General features: G+C 68.8%; 18 protein-coding genes. 12 read left to right on the plus strand and 6 right to left on the minus strand.

Annotation, left to right across the window (positions count from 1 at the left end; all coding sequences use genetic code 11):
- The first annotated feature begins 4 nt into the window (after positions 1 to 4).
- From AC1RLW_RS09980 to AC1RLW_RS09995, 4 genes are read left to right on the plus strand one after another with little or no spacing between them, the layout of a single operon-like run.
- Positions 5 to 1,372, plus strand: a complete 1,368-nt coding sequence (locus tag AC1RLW_RS09980) for an aromatic ring-hydroxylating dioxygenase subunit alpha (protein ID WP_493192922.1) — start codon at positions 5 to 7, stop codon at positions 1,370 to 1,372.
- Positions 1,369 to 1,857, plus strand: coding sequence for an aromatic-ring-hydroxylating dioxygenase subunit beta (locus tag AC1RLW_RS09985; RefSeq protein WP_095744556.1), 489 nt, complete (start codon positions 1,369 to 1,371; stop codon positions 1,855 to 1,857). The genes AC1RLW_RS09980 and AC1RLW_RS09985 overlap by 4 nt, the downstream gene beginning before the upstream one ends.
- The gene (locus AC1RLW_RS09990; RefSeq protein ID WP_493192923.1) at positions 1,854 to 2,447 is read left to right on the plus strand and encodes a cysteine hydrolase family protein; all 594 of its coding nucleotides are present in this window, start codon (positions 1,854 to 1,856) and stop codon (positions 2,445 to 2,447) included. The genes AC1RLW_RS09985 and AC1RLW_RS09990 overlap by 4 nt, the downstream gene beginning before the upstream one ends.
- On the plus strand, positions 2,444 to 3,229 hold the full coding sequence (locus AC1RLW_RS09995; RefSeq protein WP_159272642.1) for an SDR family oxidoreductase: 786 nt from the start codon (positions 2,444 to 2,446) through the stop codon (positions 3,227 to 3,229). Before AC1RLW_RS09990 ends, AC1RLW_RS09995 begins: the two co-directional genes overlap by 4 nt.
- A 7-nt stretch (positions 3,230 to 3,236) precedes the next feature.
- On the opposite strand, the gene AC1RLW_RS10000 is transcribed toward AC1RLW_RS09995, so the two are convergent.
- Positions 3,237 to 4,229: an AraC-like ligand-binding domain-containing protein gene (locus AC1RLW_RS10000; RefSeq protein ID WP_493192924.1), complete on the minus strand. Its 993-nt coding sequence runs from the start codon at positions 4,227 to 4,229 to the stop codon at positions 3,237 to 3,239.
- A gap of 128 nt (positions 4,230 to 4,357) precedes the next feature.
- Between AC1RLW_RS10000 and gnd the strand changes: the two genes are divergently transcribed.
- Complete coding sequence (gnd, locus tag AC1RLW_RS10005) at positions 4,358 to 5,779, plus strand: decarboxylating NADP(+)-dependent phosphogluconate dehydrogenase (protein WP_159272644.1); 1,422 nt, start codon at positions 4,358 to 4,360, stop codon at positions 5,777 to 5,779.
- 143 nt (positions 5,780 to 5,922) lie between these two features.
- Here gnd and AC1RLW_RS10010 read toward each other — a convergent pair whose 3' ends face one another.
- Both AC1RLW_RS10010 and AC1RLW_RS10015 read right to left on the minus strand, forming a co-directional pair.
- Positions 5,923 to 6,432, minus strand: a complete 510-nt coding sequence (locus tag AC1RLW_RS10010; protein ID WP_493192925.1) for a gluconokinase — start codon at positions 6,430 to 6,432, stop codon at positions 5,923 to 5,925.
- Positions 6,433 to 6,545: 113 nt separating this feature from the next.
- A complete protein-coding gene (locus tag AC1RLW_RS10015) occupies positions 6,546 to 7,376 on the minus strand; it encodes a helix-turn-helix transcriptional regulator (RefSeq protein WP_493192926.1) in 831 nt (276 codons plus the stop codon).
- Positions 7,377 to 7,662: 286 nt separating this feature from the next.
- Here AC1RLW_RS10015 and AC1RLW_RS10020 point away from each other — a divergent pair, with 286 nt between their 5' ends.
- On the plus strand, positions 7,663 to 12,768 hold the full coding sequence (locus AC1RLW_RS10020) for a DUF5801 repeats-in-toxin domain-containing protein (RefSeq protein ID WP_493192927.1): 5,106 nt from the start codon (positions 7,663 to 7,665) through the stop codon (positions 12,766 to 12,768).
- A 92-nt stretch (positions 12,769 to 12,860) separates the two neighbouring features.
- On the opposite strand, the gene AC1RLW_RS10025 is transcribed toward AC1RLW_RS10020, so the two are convergent.
- Positions 12,861 to 13,955, minus strand: coding sequence for a PA0069 family radical SAM protein (locus AC1RLW_RS10025; protein WP_159277635.1), 1,095 nt, complete (start codon positions 13,953 to 13,955; stop codon positions 12,861 to 12,863).
- Positions 13,956 to 14,089: 134 nt separating this feature from the next.
- Between AC1RLW_RS10025 and AC1RLW_RS10030 the strand changes: the two genes are divergently transcribed.
- From AC1RLW_RS10030 to AC1RLW_RS10055, 6 genes are all read left to right on the plus strand, one after another.
- Positions 14,090 to 14,692 carry a GbsR/MarR family transcriptional regulator gene (locus AC1RLW_RS10030; protein ID WP_354347325.1) on the plus strand — a complete coding sequence of 201 codons (603 nt, stop codon included), beginning with the start codon at positions 14,090 to 14,092 and terminating at the stop codon, positions 14,690 to 14,692.
- 69 nt (positions 14,693 to 14,761) lie between these two features.
- Positions 14,762 to 15,193 (plus strand): thiol-disulfide oxidoreductase DCC family protein, encoded by a 432-nt coding sequence (locus AC1RLW_RS10035; protein WP_493192928.1) that lies wholly within the window; start codon positions 14,762 to 14,764, stop codon positions 15,191 to 15,193.
- Positions 15,194 to 15,242: 49 nt separating this feature from the next.
- A complete protein-coding gene (locus tag AC1RLW_RS10040; RefSeq protein WP_493192929.1) occupies positions 15,243 to 16,187 on the plus strand; it encodes an SAM-dependent methyltransferase in 945 nt (314 codons plus the stop codon).
- A gap of 31 nt (positions 16,188 to 16,218) precedes the next feature.
- Positions 16,219 to 17,259 (plus strand): SRPBCC family protein, encoded by a 1,041-nt coding sequence (locus AC1RLW_RS10045; RefSeq protein WP_493192930.1) that lies wholly within the window; start codon positions 16,219 to 16,221, stop codon positions 17,257 to 17,259.
- Entirely contained in the window at positions 17,256 to 17,873 is a 618-nt protein-coding gene (locus tag AC1RLW_RS10050; protein ID WP_493192931.1) for a DUF4166 domain-containing protein, read from the plus strand. Before AC1RLW_RS10045 ends, AC1RLW_RS10050 begins: the two co-directional genes overlap by 4 nt.
- Positions 17,874 to 17,880: 7 nt before the next feature.
- Positions 17,881 to 18,228: a DOPA 4,5-dioxygenase family protein gene (locus AC1RLW_RS10055; RefSeq protein WP_493192932.1), complete on the plus strand. Its 348-nt coding sequence runs from the start codon at positions 17,881 to 17,883 to the stop codon at positions 18,226 to 18,228.
- On the opposite strand, the gene AC1RLW_RS10060 is transcribed toward AC1RLW_RS10055, so the two are convergent.
- Positions 18,225 to 18,857 carry a phosphoribosyltransferase gene (locus AC1RLW_RS10060; RefSeq protein ID WP_493192933.1) on the minus strand — a complete coding sequence of 211 codons (633 nt, stop codon included), beginning with the start codon at positions 18,855 to 18,857 and terminating at the stop codon, positions 18,225 to 18,227. The genes AC1RLW_RS10055 and AC1RLW_RS10060 overlap by 4 nt on opposite strands.
- An 83-nt stretch (positions 18,858 to 18,940) precedes the next feature.
- The gene (locus AC1RLW_RS10065; RefSeq protein WP_493192934.1) at positions 18,941 to 20,275 is read right to left on the minus strand and encodes a Rieske 2Fe-2S domain-containing protein; all 1,335 of its coding nucleotides are present in this window, start codon (positions 20,273 to 20,275) and stop codon (positions 18,941 to 18,943) included.
- Between the last annotated feature and the right edge of the window lie 17 nt (positions 20,276 to 20,292).

A 20,292-nucleotide genomic window follows, 5' to 3' on the forward strand; every position in this document is an offset into this window, starting at 1 on the left:
CCCGATGAATTCCGTGATCCCCATCGTCCCCATCGCGGCGACAAGCCCGATCGACATCCAGTCGCTCGTGCAGCCCGACCGCGTGCACAAGCGCGTCTACACCGACCCCGCCATCTTCGAGCTGGAAATGGACCGCGTGTTCGGCCAGGCCTGGATCTACATCGGCCACGAAAGCCAGGTGCCCAAGCCCGGCGACTACTTCACCACCCGCCTGGGCCGCGAGCCCGTGGTGATGGTGCGGCACACCGACGGCCAGGTGCACGTGATGTTCAACCGCTGCCCGCACAAGGGCGCCAAGCTCGTGCCCGACGGCAGCGGCAGCGCCGGCAAGTTTCTGCGCTGCCTGTACCACGGCTGGACCTTCAAGTGCGACGGCAGCCTGCTGTCGGTGCCGCTGCGCAGCGGCTACGAATGCACCGCGCTCGACCTGAAGGACCCGCAGTACGGCGTGCGCAAGGTGGCGCGCGTGGCCTCGCACCGCGGCTTCGTGTTCGCCAGCCTGTCGGAAGACGGGCCCGAGCTGAAAGAATTCCTGGGTGGCGTGGCCACGTCGCTCGACAACTTCTGCGACCGTGCGCCCGAGGGCGAAGTGGAAGTGGCCGGTGGCGTTCAGCGCGTGATCCAGCGCAACAACTGGAAGATCTTCTTCGAGAACCTGCACGACACCATCCACGCCGTGGCCACGCACGAGTCGTCGTGGCGCGCGGCCAAGGAAGAGCACGAGGCCATGCCGGCCGGCACGCCCAAGCCCTTCGAGGTGGTGATCGTCGACGGCAACGGCGAGCCGCTGGAGTTCTGGGAGAAGCTGGAGCTCAAGGGCTACGACCACGGCCACGGCTTCATGGAAGGCATCTTCGTGCCGCCCACCGACCCGGTGAGCCTGGCCTACGTGGCCTCGCTCGAAGCCGCGAAGGGCGCCGAAGAGGCCGACGCGATCCTGCGCGTGAACCGGCACAACACCATCGTGTACCCGAGCTGCTCGCCGCACACCTCGTTCCAGCAGATCCGCGTGATCCGGCCGCTGTCGGTGGACCGCACGCTGGTCGAGATCTTCAGCTTCCGCCTCAAGGGCGCGCCCGAAGCCACCTTCCAGCGCACGCTCAAGTACACCAACATCGTCAACTCGCCCTCGTCGAACGTGATGCCCGACGACCTGGAGGCCTACAACCGCGTGCAGGAAGGCCTGGGCTCGGACGGCGGCGACTGGGTCAGCATGCACCGCGCCGCCGGGCGCGACCAGCCGCTGCCGGGCGGGCGCGCGTCCAACGGCAACAGCGAGATGCCCTCGCGCAACATGTTCGCGGCGTGGGCCGGGTACATGGGCGTCGACACGGGTGCAAAGACGAACGAACACGCCGGGAGCGCCGAATGAACTTTCGCGACTGGAACGAACAGCAGGACCTCACGCAGTTCCTGCACCACGAGGCCCGCCTGCTCGACGAGCACCGCTGGGACGAATGGCAGAAGCTCTTCACGCCCGACGGCCTGTACTGGGTGCCGCTGGTGCACGGCCAGGCCGACCACCTCAACCACGCCTCGCTGTTCTGCGAGGACGCGCTGCTGCGCTCGATGCGCGCGCGGCGGCTCGAGCAGGCCCGCGCCTACTCGCAGCAGCCGCCCACGCGCACCGTGCACGTGCTGGGCAACATCGCGCTCGAGTCTCGCGACGACGATGCGGGCTGCACCGTGCGCTCGACCTTCCTGCTGCTGGAGTGGCGCAAGACCGAGCAGCGCACCTTCGGCGGCAGCGTGCTGCACACGCTGCGCCGCGCCGACGACGGCTGGCGCATCCAGACCAAGCGCGTCGACCTCGTCAACTGCGACGCGCCGCACGAAGCCCTGCAGGTGTTCCTGTGAAGGCCGCGCTGCTGGCCATGCACTACCAGAACGACGTGCTGCACGTCGACGGCAAGGTGCGCGTGGGCGTGGCCGCCGACGACCCGGCGCGCCCGCGCCTCATCGCCTCGGCCGCGCGGCTCATCACCGGGGCGCGCGCGAACGGCGTGCCGGTGATCTTCGTGCGCATCGCCTTCGCGCCGGATTACTCGGACTGCCTGCGCAACTGCACGCTGTTCCGCCGCGTGGCCGAGAGCGGCGCGGTGCAGGAAGGCAGCTGGGGCGCGGGCTTCTACGACGAACTCGCGCCGCGGCCGGACGAGGCCGTCGTCACCCACAAGCGCAACAACCCCTTCTGGGCCAGTGGGCTCGAAGACGCCGTGCGCGCCACCGGTGCCAGCCGCCTGTACGTGGCCGGCATCGCCACCAACCACGTCGTCGAACACGGCGCGCGCCATGCGAGCGACCTGGGCTACGACGTGGCGGTGGTGGCCGACGCCTGCAGCACCGCGCAGGCGCACCTGCAGGCAGCCAGCCTCGAAACCCTGGCGATGCTCGCGGACGTGGTGCGCGTGGACGACGCCGTGGCGCAGATGGGAGGCCGGCCATGACGACGCTGCGAGGCAAGGTCGCGATCGTGACCGGCGCCGCCGCGCTGCTGGGCAGCGCCATCGTGCGCGCCTTCGTGCAGGCCGGCGCGCGCGTGGTGGCGGTCGACATCGACACGGCGCGCGGCGCCGCGCTGGCGGCCGACGTGGGCGCGGGCTGCCGCTTCGTCGCCTGCGACATCGCCTCGGACGACGCGCTCGATGCGCTCGTGGCCGGCACGCTGCGCACCGAAGGCCGCATCGACTTCCTCATCAACAACGCCGTGGTCTACGGCGACGCAGGCTTGGACTCCGCGCGCGCCGACTGGCTGGGTGCGCTGAACGTCAACCTGGTCTCCGGCGCGATGCTGGTGCAGAAGACCGCCGACGCACTGGCCGCACACGGCGGCGCCATCGTGAACATGGGCAGCGTCGGCGGCAAGTTCGGCGCGGCGGGCCGCGCGCTGTACCCGGCGGCCAAGGCCGCCATCCTGCAACTCACGCGCAACCAGGCCGCCACGCTGGCGCCCCGGGGCGTGCGGGTGAACTCGGTGTCGCCGGGCTGGACCTGGTCGGACGCGCTGTCGCGCATGGCGGACGGCGACCGCGCGCGGGCCGACCGCGTCGGCGCGCCGATGCACCCGCTGGGCCGCGTGGGCGACGGCGACGACGTGGCGCAGGTGGTGCTGTTCCTGTGCTCGGACGCGGCGCGCTTCGTGACCGGCGCGGACATCCCGGTCGACGGCGGCTTCTCGATGCTGGGGCCCGACCAGGGCCGCTCGGCGCGCGACTGGTTCGGGGCCTAGCCGGCGTTCAGCCGCGCGACTGCCTCAGCGCGCCCGGCGTGCCGCCGAGGTGGCGCCGGCACAGACGCACGAAGTGCGACGCATCGGCCAGCCCGACGCGCAGGCCGATCTGCGCCACGCTCAGGCGGTCGAAGCGCGCATCGGCCAGCATGCGCTGCGCCACCTGCATGCGGCAGGCGGCCAGCGCGTTCGCGAAGGTGGTGGTGCCATCCCCTGCCCCTTCCGCGAGGCAACGGTGCAGGCTGCGCTCCGAGATGCCGAGCCCCTGCGCCACGGCCGCGGCCGTGAGGCCCGGCTCGGCATGGCGCTCGCGCGTGGCATCGAGCACGCGCTGGCGCAGGGCGGCGCGGCCGCACGGGTCGGGCATGGCCCCGCCACCGCCCGGGCCGAGCGCCAGGGCCAGCAGGCCGCCGAGCTGGTCGGCCAGCAACGCCACCGGCAGCGGCGGCCGCAGGGCCACCTCGGGCGACAGCGCCTGCGCGAAGCCGCTGAGCGCCGCGCCCCAGCCGCTGTGCCCGTCGATGCGGCGCGCCACGTGGTCGCCGGCGTCGGGCAGCCACGACTCGACCCACGCGGTCGGCAGCTCGATCGACACCGTGTCGGCCGACTGCTGCAGGTGAAAGGCGTAGCAGCGCCGCGAGTCGACCAGCACCGCGTCGCCGGGCAGCAGGCGCGCCGAGCGCTCTTCCTGCACCGCGACCCAGGGTGAGTCGGCCTTGCACAGCAGGTAGTAGAAGTTGTGGCGGCTGTGGGCGATGGCGCGGCGCGTGCGGTACACGTCCTGTGCACTGCCGCGCACCCGGTTCACGTGCAGCGGCCCGAGCGGCGCGGATTCGAGCGAGGCGCCGAAGCGGCCGGCCAGCGGGCTGGTCACGTCCATCTCGAGAAAGCCTTCGCAGACCGCGCCGATCCAGTAGTCCAGCCGCTGCGGCGGCGGCACGGTGTCGGTCGACCAGGTGTGGATCGCAGCAGGGGCTGCGGGCATGGCGGCGGAAGTCATCCCGCCAACATAGCCAGCCCGGGCCCGTTTGCCAAGCGGGTATAGACGCCCTCCGACGCCGCGCCGCGCAGGTGCCCGGCACAATGGCCCGCTTCATCCACCGCACACGCACGAAGGGCCCGGCACACATGAGCAAGCAAAGCGATTTCGGATTGATCGGCCTGGCCGTGATGGGACAGAACCTGGTGCTGAACGTGGAAAGCCGCGGCTTCCAGGTCAGCGTCTACAACCGCACCGAGGCCACCACCGAGGCCTTCATTGCCGCCCACCCCGGCAAGCAGCTGGTGGGCGCGAAGACGCTCGAAGAGTTCGTCCAGAGCCTGGCCAAGCCCCGCAAGATCCAGATCATGGTGAAGGCCGGCGCGCCGGTCGACCAGGTGATCGAGCAGCTGATTCCGCTGCTCGACAAGGACGACATCGTCATCGACGGCGGCAACAGCCTGTACACCGACACCGAACGCCGCGACGCCTACCTTGCAGCCAAGGGTCTGCGCTTCATCGGCGCAGGCGTGTCGGGCGGCGAGGAAGGCGCGCGCAAGGGGCCGTCGATCATGCCGGGCGGCCCGGCGTCGACCTGGGAGGTGATGAAGCCGATCTTCGAGAGCATCGCGGCCAAGGTGGACGGCGAGCCCTGCGTGATCCACATCGGCCCGGGCGGCGCGGGGCACTACGTGAAGATGGTGCACAACGGCATCGAGTACGGCGACATGCAGCTGATCTGCGAGGCCTACAGCCTGTTCAAGGCGGCCGGCTTCACGACCGACGAGATGGCCGCGATCTTCAACGAATGGAACGAGGGCGAGCTGCAGAGCTACCTGATCCAGATCACCGCCAAGGCGCTCGAGCAGAAAGACCCGGAAACCGGCCAGCCGGTGGTCGACCTCATCCTGGACAAGGCAGGCCAGAAAGGCACGGGCCAGTGGACGCTGCTGAACGCGGCCGAGAACGCGGTGGTCATCAGCACCATCAACGCAGCGGTCGAGGCGCGCGTGCTGTCGTCGCAGAAGAAGCAACGTGTGGCGGCCAGCCAGCTGCTGCGGGGGCCGAAGATCGAACTGTCGCTTGACAAGAAGGCGCTGGTGGCCAAGGTGCACGACGCGCTCTACGCCTCGAAGGTCATCAGCTACACGCAGGGCTTCGACCTGATCCAGACCATGGGCGAGAAGAAAGGCTGGCAGCTCGACCTGGGCGGCATCGCCTCGATCTGGCGCGGCGGCTGCATCATCCGCGCGCGCTTTTTGAACCGCATCACCGACGCCTTCCGCCGCGACCCAGCGCTGGGCAACCTGATGCTCGACCCGTTCTTTCAAGACCTGCTGAACCGCACGCAGCAGAACTGGCGCGAGGTGGTGGCGCTGGCGGTGAGCAACGGCATCCCGGTGCCGGCCTTCAGCGCCTCGCTGGCCTACTACGACAGCTACCGCACGGCGCGCCTGAGCGCGAACCTGCTGCAGGCGCAGCGCGATTTCTTCGGGGCGCACACGTACGAGCGGGTCGACAAGCCGGAGGGCCAGTTCTTCCACACCGACTGGCCCGAAGTCATCGAATAGATAAATTGGGCTCGCCCCCAGGCTTCGCACACTTCGTGTCGCTTCGCCAACCCCCTACCGGGGGCAGCACCAGCGGCCCGGCAAAGCCGGTTCCGCGGTGTTTCTGGTGAATGCCCGCTCGCCGCCTCTTCAGGTGATGCGACTCAGCCGGCGTCGGCCAGCCAGTCGCGCACCACGCCGACCGACTGCGCCAGCGGCGCCGTCGCATCCACCGCCAGCACGCCGGCCTCGCCCACCGGCGATTCGAGCGTGGCGAACTGGTTGGCCACGAGGCTGGCCGGGAACATGTGCAGCCCGGCGCCCGCGCGCGCGGCCACGCGGCGCTCGGCTTCGGCGCGGTCGATCTGCATGAACACGAAGCGCAGGCCCGGCGCGGCGGCGCGCAGCTGGTCGCGGTAGCTGCGCTTGAGCGCGGAGCAGGTCATGACAGCGCCCTGCGGCGCATCGGCCAGGGCACGGCCCAGCGTGGCCAGCCAGCCGGCGCGGTCGGCGTCGGTGAGCGCGATGCCGCGGCTCATCTTGTCGACGTTGGCGGGCGGGTGGTGGTCGTCGCCCTCGATCAGCGGCAGCCCGAGCGCCGTGGCCAGCGCCGCGCCCATGCTGGACTTGCCGCAGCCCGAAACCCCCATCACCACGAGCCAGACCCTGTTCATGCGCGCCCTTGACCTTTGTTGAAGCTGACAGGCGCGTGCCGGAGCCGGCACGCGCGGTCACGAATCTACCGCGTCGGCGCCCGGGTGGGCGCAAAGCCGGTGCCGGCCACGGCTCAGACGAGGTGCCAGCGCCGGCTGTGCGGCCCCTGCTTCGCGAACACGTGCGCGAGGTGCTTCTTGACCGTGTTGACGCTGATGCCGAGCCGCTCGGCGATCTGCTTGTTGGTCATGTCCCGGTGCATGAGCGACAGGACCTCGTCTTCCCGTGCGGTCAGTCGGACGGCCGGCGTGGTGCCGCCGGACGCCGACCGCCCGCCGCTGGCCTTCGCGCGCAACACGCACAGGTACAGCGCCTGCACCACCGGCCCCGGAAAGCCCAGGGTACCCGCCAGCACGGCATCCAGCGATTGCGCGAACTGCTCGGCGCTCGCGGCCCACTCGACGCTGCCGCGCGCCTGGCTGCGAAGCGCGGCATCCAGGCCTTGCGGGGACGGCGCCTCCCAGCCGAGGAGCCAGTCGGTGGCGGGAAAGCGGCGGCGCAGACCGTCCAGGCTGGCGACGCTCTCCGGCGCCATCAGCGCGATGTCCACCAGCAGCAGGCGAGGCGCCTGCGGCCGGCAGCGGGCTTCCAGTTCGAAGAGGCTGTTCACCTGCACGCACGCGACCTCGTACACCCGCCCGGCCCGCTGCCGCGAGGCCAGCAGGCCCTGCCCGAACCGCGGTGACGCGCGGCCGGTGCCGGTGGCGACAAGCACCGGCACGCGGAGGTCGGCCGCAGGGCAAGGGAGGTCGGGGAACGCCGGTTGAAAGCAGTCCGATGCCAACAGCGCGGGGGGCACGAAGGGCGCGAATGGCGACAGGGGACGCAAGCCCTGCATGAACGGCAGCGGGTCTGCGTTCCACGCAGGTTCCAGCCCAGCAGACGGCAGTGGGACTTGTTCCATGGTTTCCCTCCGAGGTGCCTATTGGGAGGCAGCCGGAGCTTAATGATAAAGACCACAAATTTGCACCAACAGGTCTGCCGACCTCGCAAGGTATCAAAGGGTAAGGGCGCGCGATCGGCGCGGCGCATCACCCTGTGGGTGACAACTTTTATCCTATGGACAGGGCGCAGCCCGGCGGTTCAGCATTCCTCTCTGCTGATATGTGAACGTGGTTGATCGCCAGTGCATGCAGGTCAATCGGGAGCACTGATTCCAGTCGGCGCATCTTTTCAACCAAGGAGTTCCCATGGCTGCGCTCAACCTGACGGCCGGCTCGACCGTCACCCTGGATGAATCCGCCAATTTGCAGAACCTTGCCGCTACTCCCGCTGCTGCCGGCGACAGTAACGACAATGACATCTCCGCAAGTTCGCTGCCCACCGCCTTCAGCACCCGCCTGGCGGCCCAAGGCGTCGGCACCGCCATCAACGCGGCGTTGAGTGGCTACAACGGGACCAACACCGGCACCAACGCCTTCACGTTCAGCGTGACGGGCACGGTCACCGACATGTCCTTCACGGATGCGAACGGCGCGCCGCTCAACGGCCTGGACAGCGGCCTCAACACCGCCGACGGCGAAGACATCTTCCTGTACACCGACGCGACCAACAACAACATCGTCTACGGCAAGACCGCCCTCAATGTCGTCGTGTTCGCCGCCTACCTGGAAGAAACCGGCAGCCCGGTGAACGGCGCCAAGATCTGGACCGTCCAGTACGAAGCGATGTCGAACCCCGACGCGGCCAACGCCGACGATCCAATCGACCTGACGGACAAAGTCTTCGTCAGCGTCAGCCAGGACACGGAGTTCAACCTCGCGGACGCGCCCTCCGGCCAGAACCTGTTCCTGATGTTCACGACCAGCAGTCCGACCATCGTCGATGGCCGGATCTCCAACGTGTCGATCATCGCGACCGGCAAGGACCCGGCCAACCAGTCCGGTGCCAACCCCAACAGCACCGCCGACGACATCAACATCTCGACCGGCGACACGATCAACACCAGCAAGGCGGGCGGACCGACCACGTTCGGCACCAACAGCCAGATGATCACCGAGCAGGAAGGCATCCGCTTCACGTTCGTGACGGGCGCCCGGGCGGACGTCACCATTCCGAACCTGGACCAGAACGAGGCCGACCTGGAGTCGAACATCGACTTCACCGGCATGTTCGGCGCGAGGACCGCCGACTTCGACGTGGTGCAGCTGCAAAGCGGCAAGAGTGCCCAGGTCAAGATCTCGGCCTTCAGCACGGCGGCGGAGTCCGGCAACAGCTTCATCGACGGCTATGCGGGCGACGCGACGGTGGCGATCACCAGCGTGCGCGTGCTCAATTCCGCCACCGGGGCCGTGCTCGAAACCTTCTCGGCCGGCGCCGAAGGCGGACTGAGTTCGAGCCTCGCCATCAGCATCACCGGCGGCGTCGCGACCATCACCGGCGTGGTGGCCGGCCAATCGATCGAATACACGACGTCGGCGGACCACAACCGCGTGCTCATCGAGAACGGGGCGGCCCTCAATGCCTCGGGCAACACGCACGCGGACTTCGACATCGGGGGCTTCCGGCTGCTGAGGTCGTCCACCGCCACGGCGCAGATCGGCTCGCAGATGATCTTCGAGGACGACGGGCCGAGCATCGCGGTGGCCGACACGGCGCCCCCTGACGCATTGACGGTGGACGAGAGCGCCCTGGCCACCAACGCGTCGGCGAGCTTCGCCGACAACTTCACCAGCACGCCGAGCTACGGCGCGGACGGCGCAGGCGCGGTCACCAGCGCCTACGCGCTGAGCCTGAAGACCAGCGGCGCGGACTCCGGGCTGGACGACGTGGCCACCGGCAACAGCGTGTTCCTGTTCCTCAATGCCTCGGGCGTCGTCGAGGGACGCCAGGGCACGGACGCCGCGGCGGCCGCCACGGGCGACATCGTCTTCACGGTGAGCGTCAACGCCGCCGGCACGGTCACGCTCGACCAGGTACGTGCCGTCGTGCACCCGAACACCGCCAACCCGGACGATTCGAAGACGCTCGCCGCAGCCGACCTGATCGTGCTGACCCGCACCGACACCATCACCGACAGGGATGGCGACCCGAACACGGGTTCGGACTTCCTCAACATCGGCCAGGCCCTGAACTTCGAGGACGACGGCCCGAGCATCGCGGTCGCCGACACGGCACCGCCCGACGCATTGACGGTGGACGAAACCGCCCTGGCCACCAACGCATCGGCCAGCTTCGCCGACAACTTCTCCGGCACGCCGACCTACGGCGCGGACGGCGCAGGCACGACCAGCAGCGCCTACGCGCTCAGCGTCAAGAGCGCGGGCATCGCCTCGGGCCTGGTCGACACCTTGACGAATCAGAGCGTGGTGCTGACCATTAACGCCGGCGTGGTCGAAGGGCGTACCGCCATCAGCGGTGCGCTGGTCTTCACCGTCAGCGTGAACGCTGCGGGCCTCGTCACGCTCGACCAGCTGCGTGCCGTCGTGCATCCGGACGCCACCAACCCGGACGACTCGAAGACGCTGGCCGCGGCCGATCTGGTCGTGCTGACCCGCACCGACACCATCACCGACAAGGACGGCGACCAGAACACCGGTTCGGACTTCCTCAACATCGGCCAGGCCCTGAACTTCAAGGACGATGGGCCGAGCATCGTGGTGGCCGACACGGCACCGTCCGACACGTTGACAGTGGACGAAACCGCCCTGGCCACCAACGCATCGGCCAGCTTCGCCGACAACTTCTCCAGCACGCCGACCTACGGCGCGGACGGCGCAGGCACGATCACCAGCGCTTATGCGCTGAGCGTCAAGAGCGCAGGGATCGCCTCGGGCCTCGTCGACACCCTGACGAACCAGAGCGTGGTGCTGACCGTCAACGCCGGCGTGGTCGAAGGGCGTACCGCCATCAGCGGTGCGCTGGTCTTCACCGTCAGCGTGAACGCCGCGGGCCTCGTCACGCTCGACCAGCAGCGCGCCGTCGTGCACCCGGACGCCAACAACCCGGACGACTCGAAGACGCTCACTGCAGCCGACCTGGTCGTGCTGACGCGCACCGACACCATCACCGACAAGGACGGCGACCAGAACACCGGTTCGGACTTCCTGAACATCGGGCAGGCCTTGAACTTCGAGGATGACGGGCCGAGCATCACGGTGGCCGACACGGCGGCCGCCGATCCACTGACGGTGGACGAAACCATCCTGGCCACCAACGCGTCGGCCAGCTTCGCCGACAACTTCACCAGCACGCCGACCTACGGCGCGGACGGCGCAGGCACGACCACCAGCGCCTACGCGCTGAGCGTCAAGAGCGCGGGCGTCGCCTCGGGCCTGGTCGACACCCTCAGCAACCAGAGCGTGGTGTTGACCCTCGCCGCCGGCGGCGTGGTCGAAGGGCGCACGGCCGGCAGCGGATTGCTGGTCTTCACCGTCAGCGTGAACGCCGCGGGCCTCGTCACGCTCGACCAGCAGCGCGCCGTCGTGCACCCGGACGCCACCAACCCGGACGACTCGAAGACACTTTCTGCAGCCGACCTGATCGTGCTGACCCGCACCGACACCATCACCGACAAGGACGGCGACCAGAACACGGGCTCGGACTTCCTGAACATCGGCCAGGCCCTGAACTTCGAGGACGACGGGCCGACCATCCTGGCCCGCACCGACCTCATCTACGCGAACACCAGCAACCCGTCGCCCGGCGGCACCGGCACCTTCGACTACGAGATCGGCGCCGACGCGCGGTCGAGCTACAGCGTCTCCAACTCCGACTTTTCAGCGATCACGCTGACCGGCACGGTGGGCAATGCGGCGATCACCAGCCCGACGGTGACCTGGACCTCCGAGACGGCGACGGGCGCCTCCTTCGCCGTGAGTTTCAGCTACAAGCCGGACCCGGGCTCGGCCACCACCACCAACGCGACCGGCACGCTGAGCTTCGACAAGGTGAACGGCACCTACTCGCTCACGCTGAATGCGCCCATCGCGGGCTTCAACACCGTCTCGACCGGCCAGGCGCTGGGCTTCACCGGCTACACGGTGGGCACATCGACGGTCGACCAGACGCAGCCCGACGTGTCGGTGGCCCAGTTGAGCAGCAACTTCTTCGTGCAGTTCACCGGCTACAGCGAGCCGGGCGGCGGCACCGGTGCCAACAACATCCAGGCGATCGCTCCGGCAGCCCCATTGGGCACGGCCAACGGAACCGCCTTCGTGAACGGCGAGCTGTTCAAGCAGGCCGGGACGTGGGTGAGCGTGTCCAACCTGGCCAACGGCGTGGCGGGCGACACCATCCAGCAGGGCGAGGTGCTGGACCTCGACTTCTTCGCCGCGAACCCGTTCGGCTTCACGACCGCGACGCCGACCACGCAGGCCGCCGGCATGTTCCTCAAGTTCGACGGCATCGGCAGCGAGGACCTGGTGCTCGTGCTCAAGCTGGTGGACCCGGACGACGGCAGCCGCACGACGAAGGCCATCATCATCGACAACGCCGACATCATCAAATCCGGCGGCACCATTCCGGCCCCGTACAGCATCTCGCTGGACAACAACGACGGCGCGGTCATCATCGAGTCGAACGACTTCAACACCGGCACCGAGAACTACGTCATCGAAGGGGCGCAACTGCTGGTGTCGACCGAAGGCGTGACGGGCACGGCCATCAACCTCAATGCGCTGACCGGAGCCGGCGGCAACAGCACCACGCTGCAGGAATTCTCGGGAACACCCGGCACGGCCAACCCCGAAGCGGCCACGTCCGACAACGACGTCATCAAGATCTCGGACATCGGATTCGTCACGCTCAACAGCGGCCAGCTCGACGCCAACCTGCAGTTCTCGCTGGCGGTCAAGGACGCCGATGGCGACGCCACCGCAACGCAGGTGCTGGACGTCGGCATCGTCGGCGGCACCGCCTTCACCGGCGGCGCGGACAACGAAGCGATCCAGGGCAGCGCGGGCAACGACACGCTCAACGGCGGCGGCGGCAACGACACGCTGACCGGCGGACTGGGCAAGGACTCGCTCACCGGGGGCGATGGCAACGATATCTACGACTTCAATGCCGTGGCCGAGAGTGCGGCCGGTGCGAACCGGGACGTGGTCTCCGGATTCATGAGCGGTGCGGACACGCTCGACCTGTCGGGCATCGACGCCATTTCGGGCAACGCGAACGCGGACGACGCCTTCAGCTACCTCGGCGATGCGGCGTTCACCAACATAGCCGGACAGCTGAGGTTCGACGTCGCCACCCAGACGCTGCAGGCCGATATCGACGGCAACGGCACCGCCGACTTCGAAGTGCAACTGGTGGGTGTCGTGGCGCCGCCACCGCTGGACGACTTCTTCATGTAGGCCCGGGCATTGCGTGGAAGCGAGGGCTGCCCTATCGACCGCCCTCGTCAGCCGCAGCGGTCCGGGCCTGGGCGCGTCAGCGTTGCTCACACTCAGAACAGGCTGCCCTGCCCTTGCGCGCCGGGCGGCCGGAAGGCCCCGGTGTCGAGCGCGATCCGCTCGCGGTTGAAGCCCAGTCGGTGCGTCGCCTTCTGGAAGCGCTGGTGGATCAGGTCGGCCCACAGGCCGCTGCCCTTCATGCGCGTGGCGAAGTCGGCGTCGTAGTCCTTGCCGCCGCGCATCTCGTGGATGCGCGCCATGACGCGCTCGGCGCGCTGCGGGTAATGCAGCTCGAGCCACTCCTTGAAGAGCGGCGCCACCTCCCACGGCAAGCGCACCACGGTGTAGAAGGCGCTGCGCGCGCCGGCCTCCCAGGCGGCTTCGAGCACCTGCTCCATGTCCTCGGTGATGAAGGGAATCTGCGGCGCCACGCTCACGCCCACCGGCACGCCGGCCTCGGCCAGGGTGCGGATGGTGCGCAGCCGCCGGTGCGGCGCGGCGGCGCGCGGCTCGAGCTTGCGCGCCAGTTCGCCGTCGAGCGTGGTCACGGTGACGTACACGGCCGCGAGCCGGTCGGCGGCCATGGGCGCGATCAGGTCGAGGTCGCGCTCGACCGCGCTCGACTTGGTGACCAGCGCGAACGGATGCCGCACCTCGCTCAGCAGCTCGATCACGCCGCGCGTGAGCCGCAGTTCGCGCTCGATGGGCTGGTAGCAGTCGGTGGCGGTGCCGATGGCGAGGTTGCTGGGGCGGTAGCCCTTGCGCCCGAGTTCGGCGCGCAGCACCTCGACGAGGTTGCGCTTGGCGATGAGCTTGGTCTCGAAGTCGAGGCCGGGCGACAGGTTCAGGTAGCTGTGCGTGGGCCGCGCAAAGCAGTAGATGCAGCCGTGCTCACAGCCGCGGTACGGGTTGAGCGAGCGATCGAAGGGGATGTCGGGCGACTCGTTGCTGCTGAGCACCGACTTCACGTCCTCGAAGCGCACCTCGGTGGCCAGCGGCAGCAGCCCGGCGGCCTCGGCTTCGCCGTCTTCCAGCGTGCCCCAGCCGTCGTCGAAGGCGTCGCGTTCGTCTTTGGAGAACCGGTGCGCGAGCCGCGTGGCCGCGCCTCGGCCCTTGATGATGTGGATGGGAACCTGGGCGGCGGGCATGGCGAGTCCTTGGGAGGAAACAGGAAACAAGTCGAATAACTGTTTATTCATACAGTATTTCACTTTTGCGGCCACCATGCAGCGTTTTTTGTTTCTGTCTTGACAGAAATTCAGGAATTCCTAAACTCGACGCCATGGAACTCACCGACATTCAACGCAAGTTCGTCCTGCACTGGGGCGAGATGGGCTCCATGTGGGGCGTGAACCGCACGGTCTCGCAGATCCACGCCCTGCTCTTCGCGCACGGCAAGCCGATGCACGCCGAAGAGCTGTCGGAAACGCTGGGCGTGGCCCGCTCCAACGTCAGCAACAGCCTGAAGGAACTACAGGCCTGGAACCTCGTGCGCGTCACCCACACGCTGGGCGACCGGCGCGACTACTTCGAGACCAGCGTCGACGTATGGGAGCTGTTCCGCACCGTGGTGCGCGAGCGCAAGGAGCGCGAGTTCGACCCCACCATCCGCGTGCTGCGCGAGATCGTCGCCAGCCCCGATTTCCAGAAGGAGCCGCCCGATGCGCAGGACCGCATCCGCTCCACCATGGACCTCATGACCAAGCTCGCCACCTGGGCCGACGAGATGCTGCGGCTGTCGCCCGGCACGCTCGACAAGGTGCTCACGCTGGGCGCCAGCGTGCAGAAGTTCGTGCGCGGCGACAGCCCACCGCCCCCCGCCCCTCCTGGCGCGGGCAAGGGCGACGACCCCGACGCGCACCACGCCAGCCTGCCCATGATCTGAGAAAGGCCGCGTCCTTTTTTTTGCCTTCTTATTTCTGTTTTGACTGAAATATCGAGAACCAAAAGCACCATGACCCGCTTCGCCCCCGCCACCTACCCGCTCACCGTCTACTTCGACGCCACCTGCCCGCTGTGCACGGCCGAGATGGGCGCCATGCAGGCGCGCGACGCCGCCAAGCGGCTGCGCGTGGTCGACTGCTCGCCCATCGGTTTCGCGGACGGCCCGGCACCGCGCGAAGCGCTGATGCGTTCGCTGCATGCGGTCGATGCCGCAGGCCGGCTGCGCGTGGGCGTGAATGCGATCCGCGCCTGCCGCGCGGCGGTGGGCCTGCCGGCCGGCGGCGCGGTGCTCGACCTGCCGGTGGTCGGCCGGCTGGCCGACCGCGCGTATGCAGTGCTGGCGCGCAACCGCTACCGGCTGCCGCGCTGGCTGGTCCTGCGGCTCGCGGGGCACGGTGCGATCGCGCCGGCCACCTGCGCCGACGACCACTGCAAGCTCTAAAAAACCCACGCTGTCACACCCCACCCGCTCACGTCCGAAGGAGTTTTCGATGCCCGACGTCTTCCAGCCCGACTTCCGCCTGCCCGGCACCGCGCGGCCCGCGCCGCCCGCCGTCGAAGGCCATGTGAGCCGCGAGGACACGCAGGACTATTTCACCGAGGTCGCCGACGACTACCGCGCCTGGAGCCCCAGCTACAACATGCACTTCGGCTTCTGGCGCCTGGGCCTGAACCCGCTGCGGCGCGAGGGCATGCTGATCGAGATGAACCGCACCGTCGGCCGCGCACTGCGGCTCGACACCGCCGCAACCACCGGCCCGCGCTGCGTGCTCGACCTGGGCTGCGGCGCCGGCGCCACCTCGCGCACGCTGGTCGGCGACGACCCCGCGCTGCACGCGGTCACCGTGACCAACGTGCCGGTGCAGAACGGCATCGCCGCGCGGCTCGACGCCCGTGCCGGCGTGGCCGATCGCGTGGCGCACGTCGAGGCCGACTACACCCGCACCGGCCTGCCCGCCGCCCAGGCCGACGGTGCCTGGGCGCTCGAAAGCGCCTGCTACGCCGAGGGCACCGCCAAGGCCGACTTCGTGCGCGAGGCCGCACGGCTGCTCAAGCCCGGCGCGCGGCTGGTGGTGGTCGACGGCTTCCTGCTGCGCCGCCGGCCGGGCCGGCTCGCGGGCTGGCTGCACCGCCTGTGGGCCGACAGCTGGGCCGTGCCCACCCTCGCTCAGCGCGAAGACTTCACGGCCGCGCTGCGCGCGCACGGCTTCGAGGACATCGAGTTCACCTCGCTGCGCTGGCGCGTGGCACCGAGCGCCTTGCACATCCCCGTGCTGGCCACGCGCTTCACGCTGATCGAACTGTGGAAGGCGCGCGGCAGGCTCAGCCCCTGGCGCCGCAAGCACATCGTCGCCAGCTACTGCGCGCTCGCGCTGGGCATGTTCTGGCGCGACTTCGACTACGCCATGGTGACGGCCCGGCGCAGCGCCAGCTGAGACATCACAAAAAAGAGGAGAAGAGATTTCCATGCGCACCGAGCCCGAAGAAAGCAAACTCGCCGACCTGCCGGCCAACGACGACGTGCCGGCCCCCAAGCCCGTGCGCGGCATGCCCTTCGGCTGGTTCTGGCCCATGTTCGCCGGCGCGGCGCTGGCGCTCGTGCTGCGCCTCGTCTTCAGCGGCGGCCCGGGCGAGCCCTTCTCGGCGATGCTGGGCTCCTTCGTCTACTTCGCACCCGCGGCGTGCGGCGCGGTCACCGTGTACATGGCCGAGCGCATCGAGCGGCGCAGCTGGGGCTACTACCTCTGGGCGCCGTGGGTGGCCACCGCGCTGTTCGTCGGCGGCACGCTGATGGTGTTCATCGAGGGCATCATCTGCGCCGCCTTCATCGTGCCGCTGTTCGCGGTGATGGGCAGCGTCGGCGGGCTGGCCATGGGCATCGTGTGCCGCATCACCAACTGGCCCAAGCCCGCGCTGTACAGCGTCGCCCTGGTGCCGCTGCTGCTCGGCGGCATCGAGCCGCAATGGCCCAACCCCGACCAGTTCTCGAACACCTCGCGCACCCTCTTCATCGCGGCGCCGGCCGAACGCGTGTGGCACGAGCTCAACGCCGCGCGCGACATCCGCCCCAGCGAAGTCGGCGACGCGTGGGCCTACCGCGTCGGCGTGCCGATGCCGGTGTCGGGCGTCACCGTCGACACGCCCGAGGGCCGCGTGCGCCAGGTGCAATGGCAGAAGAACGTGCATTTCGAAGAGGTCGTCACCGAGTGGCAGCCCGATCGCCTGCTGAAGTGGCGCTTTCGCTTCACGCCCGACTCCTTCCCCGCCGGCGCACTCGACGACCACGTGATGATCGGCGGCCAGTATTTCGACCTGCGCGACGCCACCTACACCCTGACCCCGCGCGACGGCGGCACCGAACTGCGCGTCGCGGTGTCGTGGCGGCTGAGCACGCGCTTCAACTGGTATGCGGACCCGGTCATGCAGTTCCTGCTTGGCGACGCTTCCGAGAACATCCTGCGCTTCTACAAGGCGCGCAGCGAAGCGACCCACGCGGTGACGGGATGAGCGCGCCCCCCGTCTTCCAGCAGGCGCTCGGCCCCGCATGGAGCCAGCTCGGCGACGTCATCCGCCGCCACTACACGATGGCGCCGTTCTCCGACGACTACGTCTGCGTGCGCGGCACCATGAGCGAGGTCTGGCACGCGCCTTGGGCCGCGCTGCTGATGCCCTTCGGTCGGCTGTTCGGCGCGCTGGTTCCGCACCAGGGTACCCAGGTGCCGATCGAGGTGCACTACCGCTGCCGCCCCGACAACGCCCACCTCTACTGGGACCGCGTCTTCCACTTTCCGAGCAGGCCGCCTTTTCATTTCCGTTCGCACATGGAACACGACGCGGCGCAAGGCAGCGAGGTGATCGAATACGTGCGCTTCGGCATCGGCATGCGCCTGGCGGTGAGCGCGGAAGACGGCGCGCTCGTGTTCCGCGACAGGGGCTACATCTGGCGCCTCGCGGGGCTGCGCATTCCGCTGCCGCTGGGCCTCTTGCTCGGCACCGCCTACGTCGAGGAACGGCCCGATCCGTCCGACCCCGACCACTTCACGATGAAGATGCTGCTACGCCACCGCTGGTTCGGCGATGTGTTTCGCTACAGCGGACGCTTCCGCCTCGGTTCACAATGAGCCCACCATGCCGCGCCGCCCCGAAAACCTCTACGCCCAGTACCACGCCCACATCTACTTCGCCCCCGCCACGCTGGCGCAGGCGCGCGAACTCAGCGAGTGCGCCGGCCGCGAGCTGATGGTGGTGGTGGGCCGGGTGCACGAACGCCTCGTCGGCCCGCACCCGCACTGGAGCTGCCAGCTGGCCTTCGACGCCGCCGAGTTCGACGAAGTCATCGGCTGGCTCGACGCCAACCGCAACGGCCTCGATGTGTTCGTGCACGGCGTGACCGGTGACGACTTCGCGGACCACACAGCCCATGCGATGTGGCTGGGCGAAGAGAGCGCGCTCGATCTGCGGATGTTCAGGCGCTAGGCCTGCGCCAGCAGCGCGCAGACCTCCTCATCCGTCGTCTGCGAGAAATCTTCATACCAGGCGCCGACCGCGCGAAACACGGTCGGGCATCGCACGCACAGCACGTCGTCGGCTTCGCACTGCAAGGCCTCGCAGGCCTCGGGCGACGCCACGGGCACGGCGGCGATCACGCTGCCGGCGCTCTGCCGTCGCAGCCCGCGAACGGCCGCGCGCATGGTGGCGCCAGTGGCCAGCCCGTCGTCGATGACGAGCACCGTGCGGCCTTGCACCTCGCACGCCGGGCGATCACCGCGATAGACCTGCGTGCGGCGTGCCAACTCCGCGAGTTCAGCACGGACCACGGCATCGATCTCCGACGGACGCAGGTCCAGCGTGCGCACCAGGTGTTCGTCGATCTCGGGCACGCCGTCGCCCGCGAGCGCGCCGAAGGCGTACTCGGGCTGTTCGGGCAGGCCCAGCTTGCGGACCACCAGCACATCGAGCGGCAGCCGCAGCGCGCGGGCCACCTCGAAGGCCACCGGCACGCCGCCGCGCGGCAGCGCCAGCACCACGGCGTCCGCAAAACCGCCGCGCCGCTGCAACAAGGCAGCGAGCTGGCGGCCGGCCTGTGCGCGATCACGAAACTTCACAGCGTGTGCTCCCGACACGGGATGTTCACACGCCGTTCGCGTCGAGGCGAGCCCCGGCGCAAAGACCCGGATCGCGGCGTGCGTTACGCAGCCTCTTGCGTTTCCACCTCGGCGTCGGACGCGCCGCCGTGCACCTTGAAGAAACTCGCGCCCTCGACCTTCTGCCCGATGGCCTTCTCGTAGGCCGCGCGCACATCGTCGGGCTGCCCGGCCTGCCCGAAGAAGTCCTTCAGGTACGGGCCCAACAGCGGATGCGCGGCCAGTTCCTCGCGCGGCAGGCCGTGCAGCATCTCGTCGCGGCAGGCCGAGGGCAGTAAAACATCGCGGTTCTTCTCGGGGTCGCGGATCAGGCCCTTGGGCTCGTGCGCCGGGTCGGACTGCATCGACTCGAGTTCTTCGAAGAAGCGCCGGCGCATCATGACGATGCCCTTGTCGCTCTGGCCCAGTTTCTCGCGCGTGCGGTCGGTCACGGTGCCCTGCCCCACCCAGACCACGAAGTCCTGGTTGGCGACGTGGCTGGTGATCCAGCGGCCCGTGGCCGGGTCCTTGATGGGGCCGTACCACGAGGGAATGCGTTCCTGTACATACGGCTCCTGCTCGGTGGGCACGCGGCTGAGCACCCACAGCACGCTCAGCGTGTGGTGGTCGTCGATGGGCACGCGCCATTCGAAGTGGTGGCCCAGGAAGAAGCCGTTGGGCCACAGCGTGACGCGGCCGGTGGTCCACATCACGTTGTCTTCGCGCTCGCCGCCGCGCAGGCGCTTGTAGACGAAGCCGTGCTCGAACTCCTCGAAGGCGAGCTTGAGGTGCGTGGGCACATAGGGGCCTTCGTCGCCCTGCAGGCGCGTGGTCCAGTTGTTGTGCGTCCACTCGAAGTGCACGGGGTCGATGGAGTTCTCCTGGCACTGGAACCAGTTGCAGGGAATCTCGGCGAACACGGCCTGCGCGAAACCGTTCTTGCAGTTGAAGAGCTCCCAGTCGGGCAGCAGCGGCGCGGGCTGCGGGCCCATGTAGGCCCACAGCAGGCCGGCCTTTTCCTGCACGGGGTAGGCCTTGATCTTCGTGTTCTTGCGCATGCGCGCGTCGGGGTCCAGCGTTTCTTCGAACGGCTGGTGGATGCACTGGCCGCTGGTGTCGTATTGCCAGCCGTGGTAGCTGCAGCGCAGGCCGCACTTCTCGACGTAGCCGTACGACATGTCGGCATTGCGGTGCGGGCAGCGGCGGTCGACGAGGCCGTAGTTGCCGCTCAGGTCCTTGTAGAGCACGAGGTCCTCGCCGAGGATGCGCAGCGGCTTCACAGCCTTGTCGTCGAACTCGCTGGCGCCGGCGATCGGGTGCCAGTAGCGGCGCAGGTAGTCGCCCATGGGCTTGCCCGGACCCACTTCGGTCAGCAGGCGGTTCTTTTCTTCGCTCAACATGCATCGTCTCCTTGTCT

This window comes from Variovorax sp. GW822-FHT04A09, assembly GCF_058801005.1.

Bases quoted from the DNA above. Each gene is read 5' to 3' on its own strand.
- AC1RLW_RS09980 (WP_493192922.1), top strand. From the start codon at position 5: ATGAATTCCGTGATCCCCATCGTCCCCATCGCGGCGACAAGCCCGATC.
- AC1RLW_RS09985 (WP_095744556.1), top strand. From the start codon at position 1,369: ATGAACTTTCGCGACTGGAACGAACAGCAGGACCTCACGCAGTTCCTG.
- AC1RLW_RS09995 (WP_159272642.1), top strand. From the start codon at position 2,444: ATGACGACGCTGCGAGGCAAGGTCGCGATCGTGACCGGCGCCGCCGCG.
- AC1RLW_RS10000 (WP_493192924.1), bottom strand. From the start codon at position 4,229: ATGACTTCCGCCGCCATGCCCGCAGCCCCTGCTGCGATCCACACCTGG.
- gnd (WP_159272644.1), top strand. From the start codon at position 4,358: ATGAGCAAGCAAAGCGATTTCGGATTGATCGGCCTGGCCGTGATGGGA.
- AC1RLW_RS10010 (WP_493192925.1), bottom strand. From the start codon at position 6,432: ATGAACAGGGTCTGGCTCGTGGTGATGGGGGTTTCGGGCTGCGGCAAG.
- AC1RLW_RS10015 (WP_493192926.1), bottom strand. From the start codon at position 7,376: ATGGAACAAGTCCCACTGCCGTCTGCTGGGCTGGAACCTGCGTGGAAC.
- AC1RLW_RS10020 (WP_493192927.1), top strand. From the start codon at position 7,663: ATGGCTGCGCTCAACCTGACGGCCGGCTCGACCGTCACCCTGGATGAA.
- AC1RLW_RS10025 (WP_159277635.1), bottom strand. From the start codon at position 13,955: ATGCCCGCCGCCCAGGTTCCCATCCACATCATCAAGGGCCGAGGCGCG.
- AC1RLW_RS10030 (WP_354347325.1), top strand. From the start codon at position 14,090: ATGGAACTCACCGACATTCAACGCAAGTTCGTCCTGCACTGGGGCGAG.
- AC1RLW_RS10035 (WP_493192928.1), top strand. From the start codon at position 14,762: ATGACCCGCTTCGCCCCCGCCACCTACCCGCTCACCGTCTACTTCGAC.
- AC1RLW_RS10040 (WP_493192929.1), top strand. From the start codon at position 15,243: ATGCCCGACGTCTTCCAGCCCGACTTCCGCCTGCCCGGCACCGCGCGG.
- AC1RLW_RS10045 (WP_493192930.1), top strand. From the start codon at position 16,219: ATGCGCACCGAGCCCGAAGAAAGCAAACTCGCCGACCTGCCGGCCAAC.
- AC1RLW_RS10050 (WP_493192931.1), top strand. From the start codon at position 17,256: ATGAGCGCGCCCCCCGTCTTCCAGCAGGCGCTCGGCCCCGCATGGAGC.
- AC1RLW_RS10055 (WP_493192932.1), top strand. From the start codon at position 17,881: ATGCCGCGCCGCCCCGAAAACCTCTACGCCCAGTACCACGCCCACATC.
- AC1RLW_RS10065 (WP_493192934.1), bottom strand. From the start codon at position 20,275: ATGTTGAGCGAAGAAAAGAACCGCCTGCTGACCGAAGTGGGTCCGGGC.